The sequence below is a fragment of the Rhodococcus sp. LB1 genome (assembly GCF_001583455.1).
GTDB lineage: Bacteria > Actinomycetota > Actinomycetes > Mycobacteriales > Mycobacteriaceae > Rhodococcus_F > Rhodococcus_F opacus.
The window spans coordinates 26,406-46,988 of the sequence record NZ_LTCZ01000044.1; the positions used below are offsets into that span (position 1 = coordinate 26,406).

General features: G+C 69.1%; 19 protein-coding genes and 2 pseudogenes. 13 read left to right on the forward strand and 8 right to left on the reverse strand.

Features of this window, described 5'->3' with window-relative positions:
- Together AZG88_RS08395 and AZG88_RS08400 are read left to right on the forward strand one after the other, a co-directional pair.
- Positions 1 to 1,710: pseudogene (locus AZG88_RS08395) on the forward strand (fumarate reductase/succinate dehydrogenase flavoprotein subunit); the annotation flags it as partial.
- Position 1,711: 1 nt separating this feature from the next.
- A complete protein-coding gene (locus AZG88_RS08400; RefSeq protein WP_005247561.1) occupies positions 1,712 to 2,461 on the forward strand; it encodes a succinate dehydrogenase/fumarate reductase iron-sulfur subunit in 750 nt (249 codons plus the stop codon).
- 61 nt (positions 2,462 to 2,522) lie between these two features.
- On the opposite strand, the gene AZG88_RS08405 is transcribed toward AZG88_RS08400, so the two are convergent.
- From AZG88_RS08405 to AZG88_RS08420, 4 genes are all read right to left on the reverse strand, one after another.
- Positions 2,523 to 3,194, reverse strand: coding sequence for a sterol desaturase family protein (locus AZG88_RS08405; protein ID WP_005247559.1), 672 nt, complete (start codon positions 3,192 to 3,194; stop codon positions 2,523 to 2,525).
- Positions 3,191 to 3,928: a FadR/GntR family transcriptional regulator gene (locus tag AZG88_RS08410; protein ID WP_037181344.1), complete on the reverse strand. Its 738-nt coding sequence runs from the start codon at positions 3,926 to 3,928 to the stop codon at positions 3,191 to 3,193. Before AZG88_RS08410 ends, AZG88_RS08405 begins: the two co-directional genes overlap by 4 nt.
- Before the next feature lie 56 nt (positions 3,929 to 3,984).
- Positions 3,985 to 5,118: a lipase family protein gene (locus AZG88_RS08415; protein WP_061044211.1), complete on the reverse strand. Its 1,134-nt coding sequence runs from the start codon at positions 5,116 to 5,118 to the stop codon at positions 3,985 to 3,987.
- Between the two features lie 77 nt (positions 5,119 to 5,195).
- Positions 5,196 to 5,825 carry a TetR/AcrR family transcriptional regulator C-terminal domain-containing protein gene (locus tag AZG88_RS08420; RefSeq protein WP_005260290.1) on the reverse strand — a complete coding sequence of 210 codons (630 nt, stop codon included), beginning with the start codon at positions 5,823 to 5,825 and terminating at the stop codon, positions 5,196 to 5,198.
- A 155-nt stretch (positions 5,826 to 5,980) separates the two neighbouring features.
- On the opposite strand from AZG88_RS08420, the gene bioB reads away from it, so the two are divergent.
- The 3 genes from bioB to AZG88_RS08435 are packed head-to-tail and all read left to right on the forward strand — an operon-like array spanning position 5,981 to position 7,825.
- Positions 5,981 to 6,994, forward strand: coding sequence for a biotin synthase BioB (gene bioB / locus AZG88_RS08425; protein ID WP_005247552.1), 1,014 nt, complete (start codon positions 5,981 to 5,983; stop codon positions 6,992 to 6,994).
- Entirely contained in the window at positions 6,991 to 7,257 is a 267-nt protein-coding gene (gene bsaP, locus AZG88_RS08430) for a biotin synthase auxiliary protein BsaP (RefSeq protein WP_025432861.1), read from the forward strand. Before bioB ends, bsaP begins: the two co-directional genes overlap by 4 nt.
- Before the next feature lie 10 nt (positions 7,258 to 7,267).
- A complete protein-coding gene (locus AZG88_RS08435) occupies positions 7,268 to 7,825 on the forward strand; it encodes a DUF2567 domain-containing protein (protein ID WP_025432860.1) in 558 nt (185 codons plus the stop codon).
- On the opposite strand, the gene AZG88_RS08440 is transcribed toward AZG88_RS08435, so the two are convergent.
- Positions 7,815 to 8,627 (reverse strand): SDR family NAD(P)-dependent oxidoreductase, encoded by an 813-nt coding sequence (locus AZG88_RS08440; RefSeq protein ID WP_061697443.1) that lies wholly within the window; start codon positions 8,625 to 8,627, stop codon positions 7,815 to 7,817. The genes AZG88_RS08435 and AZG88_RS08440 overlap by 11 nt on opposite strands.
- Positions 8,628 to 8,709: 82 nt before the next feature.
- On the opposite strand from AZG88_RS08440, the gene AZG88_RS08445 reads away from it, so the two are divergent.
- A complete protein-coding gene (locus tag AZG88_RS08445) occupies positions 8,710 to 9,309 on the forward strand; it encodes a TetR/AcrR family transcriptional regulator (protein WP_061697444.1) in 600 nt (199 codons plus the stop codon).
- Positions 9,310 to 9,327: 18 nt separating this feature from the next.
- On the opposite strand, the gene AZG88_RS08450 is transcribed toward AZG88_RS08445, so the two are convergent.
- Entirely contained in the window at positions 9,328 to 10,062 is a 735-nt protein-coding gene (locus AZG88_RS08450; RefSeq protein ID WP_025432859.1) for an NUDIX hydrolase, read from the reverse strand.
- A gap of 78 nt (positions 10,063 to 10,140) precedes the next feature.
- Here AZG88_RS08450 and nadA point away from each other — a divergent pair, with 78 nt between their 5' ends.
- From nadA to nadC, 3 genes are read left to right on the forward strand one after another with little or no spacing between them, the layout of a single operon-like run.
- Positions 10,141 to 11,178, forward strand: coding sequence for a quinolinate synthase NadA (gene nadA / locus AZG88_RS08455; protein WP_005247541.1), 1,038 nt, complete (start codon positions 10,141 to 10,143; stop codon positions 11,176 to 11,178).
- On the forward strand, positions 11,175 to 12,743 hold the full coding sequence (locus AZG88_RS08460; RefSeq protein WP_061697445.1) for an L-aspartate oxidase: 1,569 nt from the start codon (positions 11,175 to 11,177) through the stop codon (positions 12,741 to 12,743). Before nadA ends, AZG88_RS08460 begins: the two co-directional genes overlap by 4 nt.
- The gene (nadC, locus tag AZG88_RS08465) at positions 12,743 to 13,612 is read left to right on the forward strand and encodes a carboxylating nicotinate-nucleotide diphosphorylase (RefSeq protein WP_025432858.1); all 870 of its coding nucleotides are present in this window, start codon (positions 12,743 to 12,745) and stop codon (positions 13,610 to 13,612) included. Before AZG88_RS08460 ends, nadC begins: the two co-directional genes overlap by 1 nt.
- A 54-nt stretch (positions 13,613 to 13,666) precedes the next feature.
- On the opposite strand, the gene AZG88_RS08470 is transcribed toward nadC, so the two are convergent.
- Positions 13,667 to 14,296, reverse strand: coding sequence for a LysE family transporter (locus AZG88_RS08470; RefSeq protein WP_061697446.1), 630 nt, complete (start codon positions 14,294 to 14,296; stop codon positions 13,667 to 13,669).
- A 36-nt stretch (positions 14,297 to 14,332) separates the two neighbouring features.
- Positions 14,333 to 15,610, reverse strand: coding sequence for a glycoside hydrolase family 1 protein (locus tag AZG88_RS08475; RefSeq protein WP_061697447.1), 1,278 nt, complete (start codon positions 15,608 to 15,610; stop codon positions 14,333 to 14,335).
- 87 nt (positions 15,611 to 15,697) lie between these two features.
- On the opposite strand from AZG88_RS08475, the gene AZG88_RS08480 reads away from it, so the two are divergent.
- The 4 genes and pseudogenes from AZG88_RS08480 to AZG88_RS08495 all read left to right on the forward strand — a co-directional run.
- Positions 15,698 to 17,641, forward strand: coding sequence for an acyl-CoA dehydrogenase family protein (locus tag AZG88_RS08480; protein WP_005247531.1), 1,944 nt, complete (start codon positions 15,698 to 15,700; stop codon positions 17,639 to 17,641).
- 111 nt (positions 17,642 to 17,752) lie between these two features.
- Entirely contained in the window at positions 17,753 to 18,814 is a 1,062-nt protein-coding gene (locus AZG88_RS08485; protein ID WP_005247529.1) for a zinc-binding metallopeptidase family protein, read from the forward strand.
- Positions 18,815 to 18,921: 107 nt separating this feature from the next.
- Positions 18,922 to 20,244, forward strand: coding sequence for a histidinol dehydrogenase (gene hisD / locus AZG88_RS08490; protein ID WP_005247527.1), 1,323 nt, complete (start codon positions 18,922 to 18,924; stop codon positions 20,242 to 20,244).
- A pseudogene (locus AZG88_RS08495) lies at positions 20,241 to 20,583 on the forward strand (aminotransferase class I/II-fold pyridoxal phosphate-dependent enzyme); the annotation flags it as partial. The gene hisD and the pseudogene AZG88_RS08495, both read left to right, overlap by 4 nt.

Below are 20,583 nucleotides of genomic sequence, written 5' to 3' on the forward strand. Positions count from 1 at the left end.
CGCGGCGGCAAGTTCCTCAACAACTGGCGAATGGCCGAACTGCACGCCCGCGAGGCTCCCGACCGGGTGTGGGAACTCGAAACGTACGGCGCCCTGTTCGACCGGACCCCCGACGGCCGGATCAGCCAGCGCAACTTCGGCGGTCACACGTATCCGCGGCTCGCCCACGTCGGTGACCGCACCGGACTCGAACTGATCCGCACCATGCAGCAGAAGATCGTGTCGCTGCAGCAGGAAGATTTCGCCGCCACCGGCGACTACGAGGCACGGATCAAGATCTTCGCCGAGTGCACCATCTCCGAGCTGACCAAGGACGGCGACCGGATCTCGGGTGCGTTCGGATACTGGCGCGAGAGTGGACGTTTCGTCCTGTTCGAGGCGCCGGCCGTCGTGATGGCCACCGGCGGGATCGGCAAGTCGTTCAAGGTCACGTCGAACTCGTGGGAGTACACCGGCGACGGTCACGCCCTCGCCCTGCGCGCAGGCGCCAACCTCATCAACATGGAGTTCGTGCAGTTCCACCCCACCGGCATGGTGTGGCCACCCAGCGTCAAGGGCATCCTCGTGACGGAAGGCGTCCGCGGCGACGGCGGGGTCCTGAAGAACTCCGAGGGCGAGCGGTTCATGTTCTCGTACATCCCACCGGTCTTCAAAGGGCAGTACGCGGAGACCGAGGAAGAGGCCGACGGCTGGTACAAGGATTCCGACAACAACCGCCGCACACCGGATCTGCTGCCCCGCGACGAGGTGGCCCGCGCCATCAACTCCGAGGTCAAGGCCGGACGGCAGACCCCGCACGGCGGCGTGTACCTCGACATCGCCTCGCGGATGCCCGCCGACGAGATCGTCCGGCGGCTGCCCTCGATGTACCACCAGTTCAAGGAACTCGCGGACGTCGACATCACGAAGGAGCAGATGGAGGTCGGGCCCACCTGCCATTACGTGATGGGGGGCATCGAAGTCGACCCCGACAGCGGGTCCTCCAGCGTCGCGGGTCTGTTCGCTGCGGGGGAGTGCTCGGGCGGGATGCACGGCTCCAACCGGCTCGGCGGCAACTCACTGTCCGACCTCCTCGTGTTCGGGCGTCGCGCCGGACTGGGGGCCGCGGAGTACGTCAAGTCGCTGCAGGAACGGCCGGTCGTCTCCGCGGACGCCGTCGATGCGGCGGCGCGGATGTTGTTGTCGCCGTTCGATCCCGCGGTCGGGGAGGGCGGTACCACCGAGAACCCGTACACGCTCCACACCGAACTGCAGCAGACCATGAACGACCTCGTCGGCATCATCCGGAAGGAAGACGAGATCGTCCGCGCCCTGGACAAACTCACGGAGATCAAGGGCCGCATCGGGGGCGTGGAGGTAGAGGGGCACCGGCAGTTCAACCCGGGATGGCACCTCGCCGTCGACCTGCGGAACATGGTGCTGGTCAGCGAATGCGTCGCGCAGGCGGCACTGCTGCGCACGGAAAGTCGCGGCGGGCACACCCGCGACGACCACCCGAGCATGGAGGCCGAGTGGCGCAACACCCTGCTGGTGTGCAGCGTGGTCGGCGACATGTCCGCGCATCCTGATTCGGTGGTGCCGGACGTCACCGTCACCCGCGAGCCCCAGCTCCCGATGCGCGCAGAGCTGTTGGAGCTCTTCGACATCGACGAACTGGCCAAGTACTACACCGACGCCGAACTCGCGGAACACCCGGGAAGGAAGGCCTGAGATGGGTTACGACGCGCAGTTCCGGGTCTGGCGCGGCGACGCCGACGGCGGCGCCCTCCAGGACTACTCCATTCCCGTCAACGAAGGTGAGGTGGTGCTCGACATCATCCACCGGTTGCAGGCGACGCAGACCCCGGACCTGGCGGTGCGATGGAACTGCAAGGCGGGCAAATGTGGTTCGTGTTCCGCGGAGATCAACGGCCAGCCACGGCTGCTGTGCATGACGCGGATGTCGACGTTCACGGAAGACGAGGTGGTGACGGTCACGCCGCTGCGGGCGTTCCCGGTCATCCGGGATCTCGTCACCGACGTGTCGTTCAACTACGCGAAGGCGCGGGAGATCCCGTCGTTCACCCCGCCGCCGGGGCTCGGGCCGGGCGAGTACCGGATGCAGCAGATCGACGTCGAACGGTCGCAGGAGTTCCGCAAGTGCATCGAGTGCTTCCTCTGCCAGAACACCTGTCACGTCATCCGTGATCACGACGACAACAAGCCGGCGTTCTCCGGGCCCCGCTTCTTCATCCGCGTTGCCGAACTGGAGATGCATCCACTCGACACGGCCGACCGTCGGGAGGCGGCTCAGGAAGAGTTCGGCCTCGGGCTCTGCAACATCACCAAGTGCTGCACCGAGGTGTGCCCCGAAGGGATAAAGATCACCGACAACGCCATCATTCCAATGAAGGAGCGGGTGGTCGACCGACGGTACGACCCCATCGTCTGGTTGGGCAACAAGCTCTTTCGCCGCGGTTAGCGCCTCCGGCGCCCGTGAGTACTTATTAACCGCCCGACGTTGACAAGTACTCACAGGCGCGTCAGCGCACGGCGTGGAGGTTGCGGGCAGTGGGCGACTTCTCGACCGATTCGGGGTCGGGGTCGGTGCCCAGGATCCGGTCGGCGGTGCCCGAGGTGGTGACGGTGAACCAGTAGTGCTCGTTCTTGTAGTGGTGATGGCGGTGGTTGCGCCAGATCGCGCGGTACAGGCGGGAGTTCGGCTTGTAATCGCTGTGGATGAGGTAGTGCGTCCACTCGTACAGGACGCCCAGGACGCTCAGCGCGACGAGGAACGTCAGTCCGAGGCCGGTGCGCGGAAACGCGAACAGCGCGAGGGCCACGAGAACCGGGATCAACCACGTCAGTGTCTGCCACGGGATGAAGACGAGTGGCACGTCGCGGGGATCGACGTGGTGCTCGCGATGCTTCCGGGCGAGCAGTGAATCGACGGTCAGGCCCAGGACCTTTCGGGGCTTCCAGTGCAGGATGCAGACGTGGATGACCCATTCGGCGAACGGGAACACGGCCAGCATCACCAGCGGAAGCACGGCATCGGTCGGCTGCCAGTCGCCGACGATCAGGCGGGCGGCCACCGCGGCGACCAGCATGCCGCCGATCATCCACGGGGAGGGGTGGCGACGGAACTGGTCTGCGGCGTCGCGGAGGGTGATCGACCTGCGCTGGCGGCGATCGGCGGGAGGTTTCGTGGTCATGTGTCCTTCTCCGAATCGTGTTGGTGCAGTGCATCGATCACGGCGGTCACGGCCGCCGAGCCGAGGTCGAGGAGGGTGGTGGCGGTCTGGGCCGCGGCGACCTCGTCGTGGGCGGAGATCGCCTCGGCCAGCTGGTAATACAGGTCGGTGCGGCCGACTTCCGCGACCATGACGGCGGCCATCGCCGTCATGGTCGGTTCGTACGCGTTGCGGAGGCTGTTGAAGATGAGCCGGAATGCGATGGAATCGGCCGTGTCGACCACGCGCTCCCAGAAGGCCAGGGCGCCGACCTGCTGCGCGACCGGGTCGCTGTCGGAGGCGAGACGATCCACGGCGTCGCGGAGAGCGGCACCCGACTCGTCGGTCGCCCGGCCGGCGGCGAGCCGGGCGACCTGCACGCCGATCATCCGCCGGGCCTCGAGGACGCTGCGGACCACCGCCCAATCGGGTACACCGTCGCGGACCAGCAGCTGGGACAGCAATTCGGGCCCGCCGTGCTGCCGGAAGTCGCGCACAGAGGTGGCGTCGCCCTGCCGGACCTCGACGAGTCCGGCCTGGGCCAGCTTCTGGATCGCTTCCCGGACCGCGGGCCGGGACACCCCGAAGGCTTCGGCCAGGCGTCGTTCGCTCGGCAGGGCGTCGCCGGCGGCGAGGTCGCCGCCCAGCACACGCGCGGTGATCTGGTCGAAGACTTCGGTGGAGGCGGATTTCCGTGCGATCGGCTCGAACATCATGACCACGACACTAGAGCGGCGACAGGTAAGAGGTCAAGTGGTCTTACCAGTGGATGTCACCAGCCGAAAAGACTCCGGACGAACGCGCTGGTGTCGGGCAGGGACGCCGGCATCGTGTAGAGATGGCCGGTCGGATACGTCCGGAACACGAACTGCTGCCCGTTCGCGGCGAGGTCGGCCGTGAGTTTCCAGGTGAGGGGGATGGGGACGACGTCGTCGAACAGTCCCTGTCCGATGAACAGCGGCCGGTCGTAGCCCCGCACGGGAACTCCCAGCGTGATACGAAGCGCCGCCAGGACCGCCGGGTCGTCGAGGGGGCGGGACATCAACTGTCCGATCGAGATGCCGTCGAGTTGCGGGGCCGCCTCCTCGTAGCAGAGCGATTCGACGCGATTCAGGACGTCGACGCCGAGCGGTGTGAGGTAGCTGTCGATGTCGAGGTCGGGTCGCGACGCACGCAATCCGGCAAGCGCGTACGCCACGAACACCGTGCTCCCGGTGAGGGGGAGCTGCGGGAAACCCGGGCCGACGAGCGGTGCGAGGTTCTCCAGATTGGACGGGGCGCCGGTGGCGACGGTGCCGCGGAAGTCGAGGTCGGGTGCGTAGGTGGTGGCCATCGAGGCGGCGACGAGAGCGGCGTGACCGCCCTGCGATTGGCCGATCGCGACCCACCGGTTCGACAGGGACGGCGTGACCGTCCGCGCCGCGCGCACCATGTCGATCACGCTGTGCGCCTCCGTCGGGCCGTCCAGGTACGGGTGCACACCGGGTGTGCCGAGGCCGACGTAATCCGTTGCGACGACGGCGTAGCCCTGGTCGAGCCAGTGCTGGACGTACGGCCCGACGAGTTTTCCCGTCACCGTCGGCGCACACTTGTCGGCGATGCCGACCGTTCCGTGGGCCCAGGACACGACGGGCCACCCGCCGGGCGGCGCCTCACCGGGGGGCAGCAGGACCGCGCCGGTGCTGAGCGCGGGTTCGTTCATCGGCCCCGTCGTCCAGTAGGTGACGTACGTGGCGTCGGCGACGCCCGGCGGCCGCGCGTCCGGCGCCACCGGCGTCGCGACGACGACGGCACCCGGATCGCCGCCCGCAGTCTGTGCCGCAGCCGGGGCGGGCGCGCCGAGGAGCGACAGTGCGAGTGCCGCCGCGAGAACCGTTCCGGTGCGGCGGCCGAGCGAAGACGTCATAGCGTCCGTCCCTGGGCCGTCGGAGGCGCCGCGCGGTCCCCTGGTGGCCGACGCGGCGTCGACTCAATTGTGCGCGCTCAGGGGCGGTGGGCGGAGTCTTTCAGTCGTGCGCGAATTCCGTCGACGAACAGCGACAGGCCGAAGTCGAACCGGACCGCCGGATCGCCGTCGAGGAGATCCTCGTCGTATGCCGCGATCGGAGACTGCGGGGCGTCGGGGGACAGGGCGGCACGGGTGAGGGCCCCGGCCGACTCCATCTGCGCCCGCGACTGCTCGTCGACCGTGTGGCCGAGGACGTAGTACAGCAGCGAGTAGGACGACAGTTCCGCGTGTTCGCGGGACAGTCCGGATCGCAGACCGACTGCGGCGAAGCTTTCCCGGACCCGGGAGTTGGTCATGCGGGACGCGTACGTGGCGGAGACCAGTTCGGCGCCGTCGCGGTGGGCGAGCAGCGCGGTGCGGAGCCGGTGGGCCAGTTCGGTGAACTCCGCGTCCCAGCCGGGGGCAGTGACCGGGGCGTCGACGTCTTCGAGGATCTTGTCGGCGAGGGCCCCGAGCAGGGTCTGCTTGTTGGGAAAATGCCAGTACAGGGCGCCCGGCTGCACGCCGAGGGCCGTCGCGAGTCTGCGCATCGTCAGGTCGGCGAGGCCGAACTCGTCGAGGATGGCCATTGCGCCGTCGAGTACGTCGCCGCGTCGCAATTGCACTGTGTGATCTCCCAATCTCGTCGACAAGTCCCGTTCCGGCTTTGACAGTATTCCACCACGGATCTAACGTGAACACCGTTCAACTTGTACGGTGTTCAATTTTTCGGTCCAGTCGATTCACGGCACGTGATCGGCCCGTTTTCCAGGAGATACGTGTGACATCGGCCCCGGTACAGACAGACATCCTCGCCCTCGCGCGTGAGCAGGTTCTCGAGCGCGGTGACGCGCTCGACGAGAGTCAGGTGCTCGAGGTCCTGCAACTTCCCGACGACCGGCTCGAGGAACTGCTCGCCCTCGCGCACGACGTGCGCATGAAGTGGTGCGGTCCCGAGGTCGAGGTGGAGGGCATCATCAGCCTCAAGACCGGTGGCTGCCCCGAGGACTGCCACTTCTGCTCGCAGTCCGGCCTGTTCCAGTCGCCGGTTCGCGCGGCGTGGCTCGACATCCCGTCGCTCGTGGAGGCCGCCAAGCAGACCGCCAAGTCCGGCGCCAGCGAATTCTGCATCGTCGCCGCCGTCCGCGGCCCCGACGAGCGGCTGCTCGCCCAGGTCGCTGCCGGCATCGAGGCGATCCGCAACGAGGTCGACATCCAGATCGCCTGCTCGCTGGGCATGCTCACCCAGGAGCAGGTCGACCAGCTCGCCGCGATGGGTGTGCACCGCTACAACCACAACCTGGAGACGTCGAAGTCCCACTTCCCGAACGTCGTCACCACACACACCTGGGACGAGCGCTGGAACACCCTCCGCATGGTGCGCGAAGCGGGCATGGAGGTGTGCTGCGGCGGCATCCTCGGCATGGGCGAGAGCCTCGAGCAGCGCGCCGAATTCGCGGCCAACCTCGCCGAACTCGAACCCGACGAGGTCCCGCTGAACTTCCTCAACCCGCGACCCGGCACCCCGTTCGGCGACCTCGAGGTCCTGCCCGCGAGCGAGGCCCTCAAGTCGGTCGCCGCGTTCCGCCTCGCGCTGCCCCGCACCATCCTCCGCTTCGCGGGCGGTCGCGAGATCACGCTCGGCGACCTCGGGGCCAAGCAGGGCATCCTCGGCGGCATCAACGCCGTCATCGTCGGCAACTACCTGACGACCCTCGGCCGGCCCGCCGAACAGGACCTCGACCTGCTCGTCGATCTGCAGATGCCGATCAAGGCACTGAACGACACCCTGTGACGATCATGGCAGAGGCGACAATAAGCGAGCGCCCCGAGGATCGGGTCGACGGCCCCGAGGAGCGTTACAACCCGTACACCGGCCGCCGCGTGGTGGCCGGTGTGGACGACGCGGTCCCCACCGCCGCGCAGCTGGGGCTGGAGCCGCCCCGCTTCTGCGAGGCGTGCGGCCGCCGGATGGTGGTGCAGATCAGCCCGGACGGCTGGTGGGCGAAATGTTCCCGCCACGGTGTGTTCGACTCGATCTACGGCGGACGGCGGTAGCGTCGGACGGGTGACCACGCTCCCGCGCTTCAGGCTTCGATCTGCCGCCGGAATCTTCTGCGGGACGGTGGTGGCGAGCGCGCTCGCCGGGGTGCTGTGGGGAGTCCTCGCACCGCCCGAGCACCTGCTGGTGGTCGCCCCCGACCGCGGCGTGTCGCTGACGGGGGAGAGTGTGCACCGGTTCGACGCGATCGGGATGTTCGCGTGCGCGGGCCTGGTGGTCGGCATCCTCACCGCGGTCGCGGCGTGGACGGCGCGGACGAGTCGCGGCCCGGTGGCGCTGGGCGCGGTCCTGGCCGGCAGTGTGGTCGGCGCCGGGGTGATGGCGCTCGGTGGAATCGGAGTGGCTGCGCTGCGGTTCCCCGACCCCGACACCTCGACCGCAGGCACCGTCGTGGCGGTCGCGCCGGGAATCGGAACCCTGCTGGTGCTGATCTTCCAGCCCCTCGTCGCCTGCGCCGTGACGTTGGTGCTCGCCGCGCTCAATCCGTACGACGATCTCGGCGTCAGCGATCCCCCGGTCGAACTCGACGAGCCGGAAGAGCGCGACGCGACCCTTACCTCGTGACCGAGGTCCGCATCCGCACGTCCCCGAGGAGGCGCCCGCTGGCGAGAGCGCCGATGCGGCGAGTCGCGAACCGGGTGCTGACCGACGACACCCAGTTCATCAGACCGGAGACGACGCTCGGCGGGGTGCTGCGCCGGTCGAGGGCGCGCAGCGCTGTCGTGACCACCTGATCCGCGGTCTGCATGCGGCCGACGGCGGCGTCCTCGGAGCCGACGACGTCGAAGAACTCGGTGCGGGTGGGGCCCGGGCAGATGGCGAGCACGGTGAGGCCTGTGCCTCGCGCCTCGGCCCACAACGCCTCCGTGAAATTGAGGACGAACGCCTTCGTCGCCCCGTAGACGGCCATGCCGGGAGTCGGCTGGAACGCTGCGGTGCTCGCGACGTTCACGAGTGCGCCGCGTCCCCGGAGCAGGTCGGGCAGGAACGTGTGCGACAGCTCGACGAGGGTGGTGACGTTGAGCTGGATCTCGGAGGTGAGGCGCTCCAGGTCGGCGGAAGCGAAATCTCCGTGCGTCCCGAATCCCGCGTTGTTGATCAGTGAGTCGACGCGGATGTCGCGGGTGATGAGTTCGCTGCGCAACCGCTCGCCGGCGCCTGGTGTCGCGAGGTCGAACGGGAGCACGGTGACCGATACGTGGTGAGCGGCGCGGAGTTCGGTGGCGAGTTGTTCGAGGCGGTCGGCGCGGCGGGCGACGAGAACGAGATCTGCACCCCGCCCGGCGAACCGGCGGGCGAATTCGACACCGAGGCCCGCGCTCGCGCCGGTGATGAGGACGGTGGTTCCGGATACGTCGAAGGACATGTCTGCTCCTAGCGGTGGGGTGTCTCGAATGTAGTCAGTGCCATCTATGTAGTCAATGACAACATTTTGCTAGGCTGGCGGCATGTCCGTCGCCGAACAGCCCTACCACCACGGGAGTCTTCGCCAGGTGCTGCTCGCGCGCGCCGAGAGCACGCTCGAGAAGGACGGTGTCGACGGACTCTCCCTCCGGCAGCTCGCTCGTGAGGCCGGGGTCAGCCACACCGCACCCAGCAAGCACTTCCGGGACCGTCAGGCGCTGCTCGACGCACTCGCGGAGTCCGGTTTCCTGCGCCTCACCGCCGCTCTCGAACGCGCGGTCGAGAAGGCGGAACCCCACGCCCGGGCCCGCTTCGCCGCGCTCGCCGGCGCCTACGTGAGCTTCGCGCTCGAGCATCGCGAGTTGCTGGCCCTGATGTACGGCAACAAGCACGCGCCCGGAGCCGCCTCCCAGGTCGTGGAGGCCGGCCACGCCTCGATGGACCTGACGGTCCGGATCGTCACCGAAGCCCAGGCCGCGGGTGACATCGGGCCCGGGGACGCGTCGCGCATCGCCCTCGTCGCGTTCGCGACGTTCCACGGGATCGCGACCCTCGCCGCCGGCGGAATGCTCGACGGCGCGCCGGTGGACGAAGTCGTCACCGCCGCATCGGACACGTTCTGGCGGGGTCTCGCCCAGGCGTGAGGCCGCCTGACGTGCGGGTCAGCTCGGCGGTCGGAGTGCAGCGAACTCGTCCGTCACCCGCAGCGTGGAGTCGGTGAACCGGTAGAGGGCTGCCGGGCGCCCGCCGGTGCGGCCCGACGGTGCGGTGTTCCCGGTGGGAGTCAGCACCCCACGTCGCCCGAGGACGCGCTGGAGGTTGGTCGCATCCACCTGGTACCCGAGTGCGGCGCAGTAGATCTCACGCAGCGTCGACATGGAGAACTCGTCGGGGGCCAAACCGAACGCGATGTTGGTGTAGGAGAGCTTGGCCGCGAGGCGGGTCCGGGCGTGCCGGACGACGGTGCCGTGGTCGAACGCCGTCTCGGGGAGCGCGGACACCGGGTGCCACGCGGTGTCCGGCGGCAGATGTGGGTCGGCGGGGAGGGGGACGAGCCCGAGGAACGTCGACGCGATGGTGCGCGGGCCGGGCACTCGATGCGGATCGCTGAACACCGACAGCTGCTCGAGGTGGGAGACCTCCTGCACGTCCACCTTCTCGGCCAGCTGGCGTCGCGCGGACGTGGTGAGGTCCTCGTTCTCGTGGAGCAGTCCGCCGGGTAGGGACCAGGCCCCCGCCTGGGGATCGAGGGCCCGTTGCCACAGCAGCACGGCGAGCTCACCGGTGCCCGCCGCGTGACGCACATCACCGCCTCGACCTGCGGTGATGTGGTCGGGGAAGTGGCGAACCTGGAACACCGCGGTAAGCACTTCATGCGTGGTGTTACTATTGGGCATGTTTTCGATCCTAAGTCGAAAACCCCGATTGCGGAAATTCGGGCCAGCCCGCCCGAGTTCACGGTGAAGGAGCAAGCCATGACGACCACGACGTTGTGGGCGGGTACCAACCCGCAGATTCAGGACGGTCCCGGCGGATACGCGGGCGTCGAGGCGAGCGAAGAGTGGGCTGCCGAGATCAAACGGCTGGCACGTGAGCGGGGAGCGACCCTCCTTGCGCACAACTACCAATTGCCCGCCATCCAGGACGTGGCCGACCACGTGGGCGACTCCCTGGCACTCTCGCGCATCGCGGCCGAAGCCCCCGAGGACACCATCGTGTTCTGCGGCGTGCACTTCATGGCCGAGACCGCGAAGATCCTCAGCCCCGCCAAGACCGTGCTGATCCCGGACGAGCGCGCGGGCTGCTCGCTCGCCGACTCGATCAACGCCGATCAGCTGCGCGAATGGAAGGCGGAGTTCCCCGACGCCGTCGTCGTGTCGTACGTCAACACCACCGCCGAGGTGAAGGGTCTGACGGACATCTGCTGCACGTCGTCCAACGCCGTCGACGTGGTCGCGTCGATCGACCCCGACCGTGAGGTCCTGTTCCTTCCCGACCAGTTCCTCGGCGCACACGTCAAGCGCGTCACCGGCCGCAAGAACATGCAGATCTGGGCGGGTGAGTGCCACGTCCACGCCGGCATCAACGGCGACGAGCTCACCGCGCAGGCCAAGGCGCACCCCGGTGCCGAACTGTTCGTGCACCCCGAATGCGGTTGCGCCACCTCGGCTCTCTACCTGGCCGGCGAAGGGTTCGTGCCCGAGGACAAGGTGAAGATCCTCTCGACGGGCGGCATGCTCGACGCCGCCCGCGCGACCGGGGCCAAGCAGGTTCTCGTGGCCACCGAGGTCGGCATGCTGCACCAGCTGCGCAAGGCTGCGCCGGAGGTCGACTTCCAGGCCGTCAACGACCGCGCATCCTGCCCGTACATGAAGATGATCACCCCCGCGGCCCTGCTCCGCTGCCTCCTCGAGGGCAAGGACGAGGTTCACGTCGATCTCGCGACCGCAGAGCGTGCCCGCAAGTCGGTGCAGCGCATGATCGAGATCGGAAACCCGGGCGGCGGCGAGTGAGCAGCCCGGCCCGGGGGATTTCCTGGGAAGAGCACGCCGACCTCGTGGTCGTGGGCGGTGGTGTGGCCGGACTGACGGCCGCACGCACCGCCTCGCTGCGCGGACTGACCGTGCTCACCGTCAGCAAGGGTGGGGCGACGGACACCGCGACGCAGTACGCGCAGGGTGGTATCGCGGTGGTGGGTGACGCTGTCACCGATTCGGTGGACTCGCACGTCGCCGACACGTGCGAGGCCGGGGTGGGCCTGTGCGACGAGGACGCCGTGCGGTCGATCGTGGCGGGTGGCCGTGATGCCGTGGCCGCGTTGACCGATCTGGGCGCGGTGTTCGACCGCGGCCGTGACGGCGCCGTCTCGCGCACCCGCGAGGGCGGGCACAGCACCCGGCGGATCATTCACGCCGGCGGGGACGCCACGGGCGCGGAGGTCCAGCGCGCCCTGGGTGCCGCCGGCCTTCCCGTCCTGTTCGACAGTTGCGCCGTACGGGTACTCACCGATGCCCGCGGCGTCACCGGCGTGCTCGTGGATTCGCCGCGCGGACTCGGTGTCGTCCACACACCGGCCGTCCTCCTGGCGACCGGCGGACTCGGACAGCTGTACGCCTGCAGTACCAACCCGCCCGGAGCGACCGCGGACGGTATCGCTCTCGCGCTCGACGCGGGCGCAGCCGTCGCCGATCTCGAGTTCGTGCAGTTCCACCCGACCGTCCTGTTCACCCCCGGCGGACTCGGACGACGTCCGCTGATCAGCGAGGCCGTCCGCGGCGAGGGCGCGATCCTCGTCGACGCCAACGGCGATTCGGTCACCGCGGGTGTGCATCCGCGCGGCGACCTCGCCCCCCGCGACGTCGTGTCGCGGGCGATCGCGTCGAGGCTCCGGGACCTGGGTCACGACCACGTCTACCTCGACGCGCGTCACCTGTCCGGGTTCGCGCAGCGGTTCCCGACCGTGACGGCGTCGTGCCTGGAAGCCGGGATCGATCCGTGCGAACAGCTGATCCCGGTCGCACCCGCCGCGCACTACTCGTGCGGCGGAGTGGTCACCGACGTCGACGGACGCACCGCCGTCCCCGGTCTCTACGCCGCGGGAGAGGTGGCCCGCACCGGGCTGCACGGAGCGAACCGGCTGGCCTCCAACAGTCTCCTCGAAGGCCTGGTGGTCGGCGAGCGGGTCGGCGCCGCGGCCGTCGAACGCGCCGGCCTCCGCGTCGAGGCAACCGCCCCCGAACAGCGGGCCCTGCCGTCCGCACCGCGGGAACTGGTGCAGCAGCTGATGACCGGCAACGCCTCCGTCGTCCGGGACGGTGCCGGACTCGAGGCGGTGGCCGCCGCCCTCGCCGGCGCGCCGCGCGCGGTGCCCGAGGGGGAGGCCGCGCTCGAAGACGCCGCGTTGACCCTGGCGGCGTCCGCGCTGGTACTCGCGGCCGCCGCGCGGACCGAAAGTCGTGGTTGCCACACGCGCAGCGACTACCCGCAGACGTCCGACGAATGGCGCCGCAGCACGCACGTTCGCTTGCGAGACGGCGAACTCGAGCTTCTCGAACCCCAACTGACAGGAGTGCTGTGATGTCCGACCATGTCCTTCCCGACGGTCTGGACGCGGACGAGGTGCGCGCGCTCGTGCGCCTCGCCCTGGACGAGGACCTGCGGTACGGACCGGACGTGACGTCGTCGTCCACGGTCCCGGCCGACGCGGTGACGAAGGCGTCCGTGGTCTCCCGTGCGCACGGCACCGTCGCCGGCCTCGACGTGGGACTGCTGGTGCTCGACGAGGTGATCGGGACGGGCCGCTACCACGTGCTCGACCGGCTCGCCGACGGCGCCCGGGTCGTGCCCGGCCAGGCCGTGCTGACGGTCACCGCGCCCACGCAGGGGCTGCTCACCGCGGAGCGGACGATGCTCAACCTGGTGTGCCACCTGTCCGGCATCGCCACCGCGACGTCCGCCTGGGTGGACGCGGTCGAGGGCACCGGGGCGAAGATCCGCGACAGTCGCAAGACGCTGCCGGGACTGCGCGGCTTGCAGAAGTACGCCGTCCGGGTGGGTGGCGGCGTCAATCACCGCATGGGCCTCGGCGACGCGGCATTGATCAAGGACAACCACGTCGCGGCCGCCGGTTCGGTGGTGGCGGCGCTGCGGGCGGTGCGCGCCGCGGCACCGGACATCGAGTGCGAGGTGGAGGTCGACAGCCTCGAGCAACTCGACGAGGTGCTGGCCGAGAACGTCGAACTGGTGCTGCTCGACAACTTTCCGCTGTGGCAGACGCAGATCGCGGTGCAACGCCGCGACGCGAACGCCCCCGGCACCAAGCTGGAGTCGTCGGGCGGTCTCACGCTGGACGTCGCGGCCGAGTACGCCGGGACCGGAGTCGACTACCTCGCGGTCGGCGCGCTCACCCATTCCGTCACCGTGCTGGATCTCGGCCTCGACATGTGACCCACCCGTGAGTACTTACTTGTCAACCGCCCGCGGTTGAGAAGTACTCACGGGTCAGACGGCGCGGCGCACTGTCGCCAGGAACGTGGCCGCCACGAAGAACAGCCCGGAGAACGTCCGGTTGGTGGCGCGCTGCTGCCGTGGTGACCGCATCAGCCGCAGGACCTTCGACGCGAGGCCGGTGTAGCCGGTCATGACGACGACGTCGACCGCGATCATGCTGGCGGCGATGATCGCGTACTGGGGGAGCAGGGGCGCCGACGGGGTGATGAACTGTGGAAGCACCGCGAGCATGAAGACGACGGCCTTCGGGTTGCTGGCATTGACCAGGAACCCGCGCAGTGTCATCGCGGGCCCGCTGGTCTCGGCGACGTCGCCGTCGACCCCGGACACATCGGTCGCACTCGCCCGCCACTGGCGGATGCCGAGATACACCAGGTACGCGACGCCGAACCACTTGATCACCGTGAACGCGAGTGTCGAGTTCGCGAGCAGCGCCCCGAGTCCGGCGGCGACCACCGCGATCTGCAGCAGCAACCCGAGCTGGAGACCCGCGATGTTCCAGTAGCCGCGTCGGAGCCCGAACCGCATCCCCGTGGCCATCGACGCGATCGCGCCGGCCCCCGGGGACAGACTGATCACGCACGAGGCCCCGAGCACTGCACACCACATCTGCCACGACACCAGGTGATGGTACGTCGCGCTTCGGCGTCAACCGTTCTACGGGGGATCGGTGCAGCTGACGGGCGGATCCACGAGGGAACAGAGTGCGGCGGGGCGTTCGGGTTCGTAGCCGGGCGGGAGCCCGTTCGCGACGAGATCGCGGTAGGTGGTCACCGCTTCGGTCGGTCGCCGGGTGAGGGTGGGGTCGGTCAGCGCGTCGACGGTGAACAGACCGAACCGGGGACGGTACGTGCCCCACTCGTAGTTGTCGGTGATCGACCAGTAGTTGTAACCGATCACGGGGGCACCGTCCGACCGTGCCCGCTCCAGCCAGTAGACGTGATCGCGGAGATGATCGGACAGGGTGTAGCGGTCCGGGCGCGGTTTCCCGTCGTCGGTGGGCATGCCGTTCTCCACGACGTACAGCGGTAGTCCCGGAAACGTGCGGCTGTACCGCATCAGGGCGTGGTAGATGCCGTCCGGTTGGGGGCTGATGTCGTAGAAGGCGTCGGTGACCGCATGTGCCGCGGTGAGGTTGTCGAGGGAGAGGCCGTAGTAGTAGTCGACGCCGAGGAAGTCGAGCTTGTCGCGGACCCGGTCGACGAAGGTGGCGTCGAGTGCGTCCATGGCGGCCGGGACGTACGCGAGGTTGCTGCTCACCCGGGCGCCCGGGTCGTTCTCGTGGATCAGGTCGTAGGCGCGGCGGTGGACCTCGACGAGCCGGTCGAGCATCTGCGGGACCCGGTCGGCGCCGATGCCGCCGAACGTCAGCTCCTTCTGCACGTACACGGTCGGTTCGTTGATCGTGATCCAGAGCACGCCGAGACCGGAATAGCGCTCGATCACCTTCTGCGCGTTCGCGAGCCAGTCGTCGACGGTGTCCGGGTTCGCCCACCCACCCTGATCGGCGACCCACCCCGGATACACCCAGTGGTCGAGCGTGATCATCGGGGTCATCCCGCGGCTGGTGATCTCGCGGACGACGTCGTCGTAGTACCGCAGTTCGGTTTCGTCCCACACGCCCGGGGCGGGCTGCACGCGGGCCCACTCGACGCCGAACCGGAAGACGTCGACACCCAGGTTCGCGGCGCGGGTGATGTCCTCGGTGTACCGGTGACGGAAGTCGACGGAGTTGCCGATCGCGTCGTGGGTGCGCCCCGAGTCGGAATACCGCCGCCAGTTGCTGTCCGGTGAGGAACCCTCGGATTGGAACCCGGACGTTGCCACGCCCCACAGGAAGTCGTCGGGCAGAGGGGCGGCGTGCGCCGCGGTGGCGGGCGCCAGCAAGCACAGCAGGACCGCGCCGGCGCCCAGGAGTCGCGAGGGAGTCCGCATCGGCCGAAGAGTAGCGGAAACGGTGTCCCGACTGCGCCGATTGGGGGATACTGGTGAGTAGGACTACCCGCCAGTAGGAGGCGCGTCATGGTCGACACCTCAGCTCCGAAGGTCACCGAAGAAGAAGCACGAGCGGTCGCGGAGGAGGCGAGGGAATCCGGCTGGGACAAACCCTCCTTCGCGAAAGAACTGTTTCTGGGACGGTTCCGGCTGGATCTGGTTCATCCCTTCCCCCGCCCGGCTACCGAGGACGCCGCGAAGGCCGAGGAATTCCTCATCCGCCTCCGCGCCTACTGCGAGGAGATGGACGGCAGCGTCATCGAATCCCAGTCGCGCATTCCCGACGAATACGTCCGCGGCCTCGCCGACCTCGGCTGCTTCGGCCTGAAGATCTCGGAGGAGTACGGCGGCCTCGGACTCTCGCAGGTCGCGTACAACCGGGCATTGATGCTCGTCGCGTCGGTGCATCCGAGCCTGGGCGCGCTGCTGTCGGCTCACCAGTCGATCGGCGTCCCCGAACCACTCAAGCTGGCCGGCACCCCCGAGCAGAAGCGCGAGTTCCTGCCGCGCTGCGCCCGCGGCGCCATCTCCGCGTTCCTCCTCACCGAACCGGACGTCGGTTCCGACCCTGCGCGCCTGGCGTCCTCCGCGACCCCGATCGAGGGCGGCGCCGCCTACGAACTGGACGGCGTGAAGCTGTGGACGACCAACGGCGTCGTCGCCGAACTGCTCGTCGTCATGGCGCGGGTGCCCAAGAGCGAAGGTCACCGTGGCGGCATCTCCGCGTTCGTCGTCGAGGCCGATACCCCGGGCATCACCGTCGAACGACGCAACGCGTTCATGGGACTGCGGGGGATCGAGAACGGCGTCACCCGGATGTACAAGGTCCGCGTTCCCCGCGAGAATCTGATCGGCCGGGAAGGTGACGGGCTCAAGATCGCGCTCACCACCCTCAACGCCGGCAGGCTGGCGATTCCGGCGATGTGCGCCGGGGCCGGGAAGTGGTCGCTGAAGATCGCCCGCGAATGGTCCGGGGTACGCGTCCAGTGGGGCAAGCCCATCGCCGAGCACGCGGCCGTCGCCAACAAACTGTCGTTCATGGCCGCGACCACCTATGCCCTCGAGGCCGTGGTGGACCTGTCGGCGCAGATGAACGACGAGGGTCGCAACGACATCCGGATCGAGGCGGCGCTCGCCAAGCTGTGGTCGTCCGAGATGGCCTGCGTCATCTCCGACGAGCTGATCCAGGTCCGCGGCGGTCGCGGATACGAGACGGCGGCGTCGCTGGCCGCCCGCGGTGAACGCGCGGTGCCGGTGGAACAGCTGGACCGCGACCTGCGCATCAACCGGATCTTCGAAGGCTCGAGTGAGATCATGCGGCTGCTGGTCGCGCGCGAGGCCGTGGACGCGCACCTCACGGCGGCGGGCGATCTCGCGGACCCGCACGCCGATACGGGTGCGAAGGCCCGCGCGGCCGCCAAGGCGAGCGGGTTCTACGCGAAGTGGCTGCCGCAACTCGTGGCAGGCAAGGGGCAGGTGCCGACGTCGTACAGCGAATTCGGTGTCCTGGCCAAGCACCTGCGGTTCGTCGAACGGCACTCCCGCAAGCTGGCCCGCTCCACGTTCTACGGGATGGCCCGGTGGCAGGCGGCGCTGGAGAAGCAGCAGGGCTTCCTCGGCCGGGTCGTGGACATCGGCGCCGAACTGTTCGCGATGTCCGCCACGTGCGTCAAGGCGGAGATGCAGCGCGAGGAGAACGAGGCCGAGGGTGCGGCCGCCTACGAACTCGCCGACGTGTTCTGCCGGCAGGCGGCGCTGCGGGTCGAGAAACTGTTCGACGGTCTGTGGCACAACACCGATGACGTGGACAAGCAGGTTGCGCATTCGATCCTCGAGGGACGGTATGCGTGGCTGGAGCGGGGAGTGGTCGACCCCAGTGAAGGCACCGGTCCGTGGATCACCGAGTGGACCCCCGGCGCGTCCACCGAGGAGAACCTGGCGAGGAGGTTCCTGCACTCCACCCGCCTCTAGGCCGTCCGGTTCCCCACCACGGCTCGGCGGTACCCTCCGAGGAGACGCGCACACCAGCGTGGCACCCGCCTGCGTTCCCGGACGCGGGCGGGACGAGCCGAGGGAACACCAGTGCGCAGCTTCATGTGTCGCAAATGCGGCCAACGACTGTCGTTCGAGAACAGTCTCTGCCTGAAATGTGACAGCGCTCTGGGATTCCACCTGCCGAGCCGGTCCATCGTCGTGCTCGACGGCGCGGATCGGGTGGAGGTGGACGGCGCGGCCTGGATGCGGTGCGCGAATGCCGGCCCGGCGAAGTGCAACTGGCTCGTCCGGCGCGACGACATCCAGAACCTGTGCACGTCCTGCCGGCTGACGCGGACCCGGCCCGCGGACGGCGACGACGAGGGCATGGCGGCGTTCGCGACCGCCGAGACCAACAAGAGGCGGGTCGTCCTCGAACTCGACGAGCTCGGTCTCCCGATCGTCTCCAAGTTCGAGGACCCGGGCACCGGCCTGGCCTTCGACCTGCTGTCGAGCGCACGGACCCGGGTGGTGACCGGGCACGCCGGCGGGGTGATCACCCTCGATCTGGCCGAGGGCGACGACGTGCACCGGGAACAGCTGCGCGTCGAGATGGACGAGCCCTACCGCACGCTCGTCGGCCATTTCCGGCACGAGATCGGGCACTACTACCAGTTGATGCTGATCCGGGGCGACGCCGAGCGCGCCCGATTCGAGGACCTGTTCGGGGATCCGGACCTCGACTACCAGGCCGCTCTGAAACGTCACTACAGCGAGGGCGCGCCGAAGGGCTGGGGCCGGCTGTACGTGTCGTCCTACGCCACGATGCACCCCGCCGAGGACTGGGCGGAGACCTTCGCGCACTACCTGCACATCCGTGACGCCCTGGACACGGCGGCAGCCTTCGCGATGGCGCCCGCCGGAGCGACGACGAGCAGTGAACTCAGTGGTGACGTGGGGTTCGACCAGATCATCGACTGGTGGCTGCCGCTGTCGTGGGCGCTGAACCAGATGAACAGGTCGATGGGCCACCACGACCTGTATCCGTTCGTGCTTCCGGCCGCGGTGCTGGAGAAGATGCGGTTCATCCACTCGCTGATCCAGCCCGCCCCGGTGTGGGACGAGCCGGCACCTGTGTCGACGGAAACCCGGTCGGCCGCCGACCGGTGAAAATGGGGTGCGCCTATCCTGGATAATCGGTGTCGAGCCCTGTTCTCCGCAGAACAGTCCCGCTCGTCCGAGACACCGTGTCCCGACAGTCGCAGAGAGGACCTCTCATGCTCGCCCGCACCGACCTTCGTGGTCGTACCCCTTCCACGGCCGAACTTCGCGCCGCACTTCCTCGAGGTGGAGTGGATGTGGACGCGGTCCTGCATCAGGTTCGCCCCGTCGTCGAGGCGGTCCGTGAGCGCGGCGCCGACGCGGCGCTCGAGTTCAGCGAGAAGTTCGACGGCGTCCGTCCCGCGCAGGTGCGGGTGCCGCAGTCCGAGTTGGACCGCGCGCTCGGCGAACTCGATCCGGCCGTCCGCGCAGCCCTCGAGGTCGCGATCGAACGTACCCGCAAGGTCCACGCCGACCAGCGCCGCACCGACACCACCACCGAGGTCGTCCCGGGCGGCACCGTCACCGAACGGTGGGTGCCCGTCGACCGCGTCGGGCTGTACGTCCCCGGCGGCAACGCCGTCTACCCGTCCAGCGTCGTGATGAACGTGGTCCCGGCGCAGGCCGCCGGTGTCCGGTCCCTCGTGGTGGCGTCGCCGCCGCAGTCCGAGTTCGGTGGTCTGCCGCACCCGACCATCCTCGCCGCGGCCGCCCTGCTGGGCGTCGACGAGGTGTGGGCCGTCGGTGGCGGTCAGGCCGTCGCCCTCCTCACCTACGGCGGCAGCGACACGAACGGCGCCGAACTCGCCCCCGTCGACCTCATCACCGGCCCCGGCAACATCTACGTCACTGCCGCCAAGCGCCTCTGCCGCGGCCTCGTCGGCATCGACGCCGAGGCAGGCCCCACCGAGATCGCGATCCTCGCCGACCACACGGCCGACCCGGTGCACGTCGCGGCGGACATGATCAGCCAGGCCGAGCACGACGTGATGGCCGCGAGCGTGCTCGTCACATCCAGCGTCGAACTCGCCGACGCCGTCGACACGGCGCTGGCCGCGCAGCTCGAGATCACCAAGCACAAGGAGCGCGTCACCGCCGCGCTGTCCGGCACGCAGTCGGGCACCGTCCTGGTCTCCGACGTCGAGGCCGGACTGCGGGTGGTCAACGCGTATGCCGCCGAGCACCTCGAGATCCAGACCGAGAACGCCACCGCCGTCGCCGCGAAGGTGACCAGTGCGGGCGCGGTGTTCGTCGGCCCGTGGGCGCCGGTCAGCCTCGGCGACTACTGCGCCGGGTCCAACCACGTCCTGCCCACCGCTGGCTGCGCCCGGCACTCCTCGGGGCTGAGCGTGCAGACGTTCCTGCGCGGCATCCACGTGGTCGACTACTCCGAATCCGCGCTGAAGGAGGTCTCCGGCCACGTCATCACCCTCGCGAACGCCGAGGACCTGCCCGCACACGGTGAGGCCGTGCGGCTGCGGTTCGAGGCGCTGCGGTGACCGCGGCGAACGTGCCGGGTTCGTCGATCGGGGTGGACGCCCTGCCGATCCGGGAGAATCTGCGTGGCAAGTCGGCGTACGGGGCGCCGCAGCTGACCGTCCCGGTTCAGCTGAACACCAACGAGAACCCGCACCCGCCCACGAAGGCGCTCGTCGACGACGTCGCCGAGTCCGTGCGGGAGGCCGCGCGGGAACTGCACCGCTACCCGGACCGTGACGCGGTGGCACTGCGCACCGACCTCGCCGCCTACCTCGTCCGCCAGACGGGGGTGCCGGTCACGGTCGACAACGTGTGGGCCGCCAACGGGTCCAACGAGATCCTGCAGCAGCTGCTGCAGG